The 3,762-nt window shown below is 68.1% G+C and carries 2 protein-coding genes; both read right to left on the reverse strand.

Translation table 11 applies throughout. From position 1 onward, the window contains the following. A partial coding sequence (locus LQR33_RS01430) for a condensation domain-containing protein (RefSeq protein WP_231467137.1) occupies positions 1-990 on the reverse strand: 990 nt, incomplete at its 3' end. Beyond that, on the reverse strand, positions 987-3,762 hold a 2,776-nt coding region (locus LQR33_RS01435), incomplete at its 5' end, for a non-ribosomal peptide synthetase (protein WP_231467139.1). The genes LQR33_RS01435 and LQR33_RS01430, both read right to left, overlap by 4 nt.

The following is a 3,762-nucleotide window of genomic DNA, read 5'->3' on the forward strand; positions in this document are numbered from 1 at the left end:
CCGCAATTGGCCCGCCAGCTCCGGCGACAGATTGAGCCGCGCCTCTTCGATGTCGCCGCCATCTCCCAGATAGCCTTGCAGACCGAAGGGCAGCGTCGGCTCCTCCACCTCGCCCAGTTGCGCGCGGAAATAGGCCTCGTGCTCCGCCGCGCTCACGCCCAGCCGCGCCTGCGCCACGAACTGCCGGAACGGCAGGGGCGGCGGCAACTCCGTACCCTGCCCTTGCTGCAGCAGCCGGATTTCATCCAATAGAAAGCCCAGTGTGGTGTGATCGATCGCCAGGTGGTGGAACAATAATTGCAGATACTGCCGTCCTGTCTCTTCCTCAGCCGCGACGAAGCCGCGCAGCAGCGGCGCCTGGCGCACGTCGATCCGGTAGCGCCGCGGGTGGTAGCGCGCTTCCAGCTGTTGCGCCAGCGGGCCGTCCGCCGGGTCCAGCGCCACCGTCTCCACCTGCACCGGCGCCTGCCGCCACACCACTTGCACCGGCTCCGGCAGGCCTTGCCACAGCACCCCGGTGCGCAGGATGTCGTGCCGGTCCACCGCTTGCTGCAGGCTGGCCAGGAAGCCGTTCAGCCGCTCGCCGCTGTCGAAGGCCAGCAGGTCGTACAGCAGATAGGCGTCGCCTTCGCCGCCCAGCAGGTGATGGAACAGGATGCCTTCCTGCAACGGCGCCAGCGGGTAGATGTCCTGGATATTGGCCACGCCCCCCGCCACGCTTGAGCAAATCGACATCCATTGATCCAGACTGAAGGCTAAGCCAAAACGTCTGGCGCTTCCCGCCAGAGCATCCATTTGCTTGACTTGCTCAAGATAGGCTCCCGACTTCAGGCATGCGATCAACTCCGGTTTGGCCTGCTTCAAGTGTTGCAACAACTCCGGGCTCAAGCTTTGCTTTTCTCCGCGGATATGAAGATTGTCGGCATCTTCGGTCAGGCTCAGTTCGATATTGCGCCGGCTCAGTTCCAGAGTCAGATAACTCAAATTCATAACACGATTTCCTCAATCATTTCACCCGATTGTCCAAGCACCGGCGCCGCAAACAAGTCCACCTCTTCCATAATCGGCCCCAGGCTGACTGTCTTCGCCAGCGCCGCCAGATCGGCCGCGCCGAACAGTTGCCGAATGTCGCTGTGCAAGCCCGCCTGCCGCATCCGCTCCACCAGCGTCACCGCCAGCAGCGAATGTCCGCCCAGTTCGAAGAAGTTGTCGTGGCGGCCCACCTGCTCCACCCCCAGCAACTCGCTCCAGATCGCCGCCAGCGTCGTCTCCGCCTCGCCCTCCGGCGCCGCGTACGCCCGGCTCGACAGCTGCGAGCCGTCCGGCGCCGGCAGCGCCTTGCGGTCCAGCTTGCCGTTCGGCGTCAACGGGAAGGCCTCCAGCGCCACGAAGCCGCTCGGCACCATGTACTCCGCCAGCTCTTGCAGCAGCGCCGCCCGCAGCGATGATGGTTCTAATTCAGCGCCCGGCTGCGCCGTCAGATAGGCCACCAGCCGCTTGTCGCCCGGCGCGTCCTCCCGCGCCAGCACCACCGCCTCCTTCACCCCGGCGCAGGCCGCCAGCTTGGCTTCGATTTCACCGAGCTCGATCCGGAAACCGCGGATCTTCACCTGGAAGTCGTTGCGGCCCAGGTATTCGATGCTGCCGTCCGGCAGCCAACGGCCCAGGTCGCCGGTCTTGTACAGCCGCGCCTGCGGATCGGCGCTATACGGGTCGGCGATGAAGCGTTCCGCCGTCAGTTCCGGACGGTTCAGGTAGCCGCGCGCCACCCCGGCGCCGCCGATGTACAGCTCGCCCGCCACCCCGAGCGGCGCCAGCTGGCCGTCGCCGTCCAGGATGTAAATCCGGGTATTGCCTATCGGCTTGCCGATCGGCAGGCTGGCCGCCGTCTCCGCCTCCGCGCCGATCTCGTGCGTCGCCGCGAAGGTGGTGGTTTCGGTCGGGCCGTAGCAGTTGAGCAGATGCGCCGGCGGGTTGTCGCGCCGCACTTGCGCCGCCACCCGCGGGTCGACCACATCGCCGCCCACCATCAGGTAGCGCAAGCCGGACAAGGCGGCGCCCAAGCCTCGGGCATGGCGCTGGAACAACCCGGCGGTCAGCCACAGGATGGTGATGCGGTCGCGTTGCAGGCGGGCTCCCAGCGCTTCGGCGCTCAACAGCGTGTCCTTATCGATCGCCACCAGGCTGGCGCCATGCGCCAGCGCGCCCCAGATTTCCAAGGTGCTGGCGTCGAAGGCCGGATTGGCCGCCCAGGCGATGCGGTCGTCGGCCTGGAACGCGGCGTAGCGATTGCCGCAGACCAGCCGCGTGATGCCGCGATGCGGCGTCAGCACGCCCTTGGGCTCCCCGGTGGAGCCGGAGGTGTACATCAGATAGGCGACGCTCTCCGCGTCGCCGGCGACCGCCGGGCTCTCCTCCGGCCACGTCCCTGGCGTCGCCAGCCAGGCGGCGTCCACCGACAGCTTCGCGCCGCTGTCGGCCAGCAACCATTGCCGCCGCTCCGCCGTCAGGCCCTCATCCAAGGGCAGATAGGCCGCGCCGGATTTCAGGACGCCGACGATGGCGATCAGCAGATCCGCTCCTCTGGGCAGGTCCAGCGCCACCCGGTCGCCCGGCTCCACCCCCAAACCGATCAGACGATGCGCCAGCTGGTTGGCGCGCCGGTTCAATTCGCCGTAGCTCAGGCTCGCCTCGCCGTGACGCAACGCTTCCGCTTCCGGCCGCGACGCCGCCTGCGCTTCGAACAAGCGATGGATCAGTTCGCCGCGCGGGTAGTCCGACGCCGTGTCGTTGAACGTCTCCAACAGTTGCCGGCGCTCCGCCGCCGGCAGCACGTCCAGTCTGCGCACCGCCTCGCCGCTGTCCGCCGCCAGCGCCGCCGCCAGCGACGCCAGCGCCGTCTCCATCATCGCGCACACCCGCGCCGCCCCCACGCTCGCCAGCGTCTGCGCCGTCAGCGCCAAGCCGGCGCCCAGATCGTCCACCGACAGGATGAGCGGGTAGTTGGTCCGCTCTTCGCCCACCAGCGTTTCAATGCCCTCCCAGATCGGCGCGTCTCTATTCTCTTCTGCGCTGTGCCGGTAGTTCAGCAAGGCGCTGAACAGAGGCTGCGGCGCCGCCACCCCGCTGCAGCGCTGCGCCAGCGCCAGCGACGCGTGTTCGTGCCGCAGCAGCGAAGTCAGCGCCTGCTGCGTCTGCTTCACCGCTTCCCGCGCCGTCGCCGCGCCGATCTCCAGCTTCAGCGGCAGCGTGTTGATGAACAGCCCCAGCGCCCGATCTGCCCCCGCCCCGCCTTGCAGCCGGCCGAACAGCACCGTGCCGAACACCACTTGCGTCCGCCCCGACGCCCGCGCCAGCACCTGGCCCCAGGCCAGGTGGGCCAGGCAGGCCACGCTGACGCCCAGACGCCGCGCTTGCTGCCGCAATTGGCCCGCCAGCTCTGTCGACAGATTGAGCCGCGCCTCTTCGATGTCGCCGCCATTTCCCAAATAGCCTTGCAGGCCGAACGGCAAGGTCGGCTCCTCCACTTCGCCCAGCTGCGCGCGGAAATAGGCTTCGTGCTCCGCCGCGCCCACGCCCAGCCGCGCCTGCGCCACGAACTGCCGGAACGGCAGCGACGGCGGCAGCGACGCGCCCTGCCCTTGCTGCAACAGCCGGACTTCGTCCAGCAACCGCTCCAGCGTGGTGTGGTCGATCGCCAGGTGGTGGTAAAGCAATTGCAGATACTGCCGCCCGGTCCCTGCCTCCGCCGCGGCGAAGCCG

The sequence above is a fragment of the Chromobacterium piscinae genome (assembly GCF_021129175.1).
GTDB classification, from domain to species: domain Bacteria; phylum Pseudomonadota; class Gammaproteobacteria; order Burkholderiales; family Chromobacteriaceae; genus Chromobacterium; species Chromobacterium piscinae.